This is a genomic window from Paraclostridium benzoelyticum, assembly GCF_001006285.1.
Taxonomy (GTDB): Bacteria; Bacillota; Clostridia; order Peptostreptococcales; family Peptostreptococcaceae; genus Paraclostridium; species Paraclostridium benzoelyticum.
This window is the reverse complement of sequence record NZ_LBBT01000133.1, coordinates 1-302: the sequence shown is the minus strand read 5'-3', so window position 1 is coordinate 302 and position 302 is coordinate 1. Positions and strand designations below refer to the sequence as shown.

Here is a 302-nt window from a genome sequence, read left to right as displayed (position 1 = left end):
ACATAGATATATTAAAAATCCTTAATTTCAGTCAAATTCAAATCATAAGCTCAATCAAAAAAAATAACTTATATAAAGAATTTTATAAGCTTACATCAATTGTAATTATCCATATATTAATGTTAATTTTAGTAAAATCTCATTCAGTATTTAGCTCAGGAAAAACCGGATATTTGAACAATTTAAATATTGAAGCTTCAATATGTATTATATTTTTTATTGGAGAAGCTGTGCTAATTTCTAAATTTATAAAGAGCACAAAATATATATTAACTAAAAGTAATATAAAAAATATTAAATTT

1 protein-coding gene is annotated in these 302 nt (G+C 19.5%); it reads left to right on the top strand.

All coding sequences use genetic code 11. The annotated features are described in order from the left end of the window. Positions 1–119: 119 nt before the first annotated feature. A partial coding sequence (locus tag VN21_RS18985; RefSeq protein WP_207641524.1) for a hypothetical protein occupies positions 120–302 on the top strand: 183 nt, incomplete at its 3' end.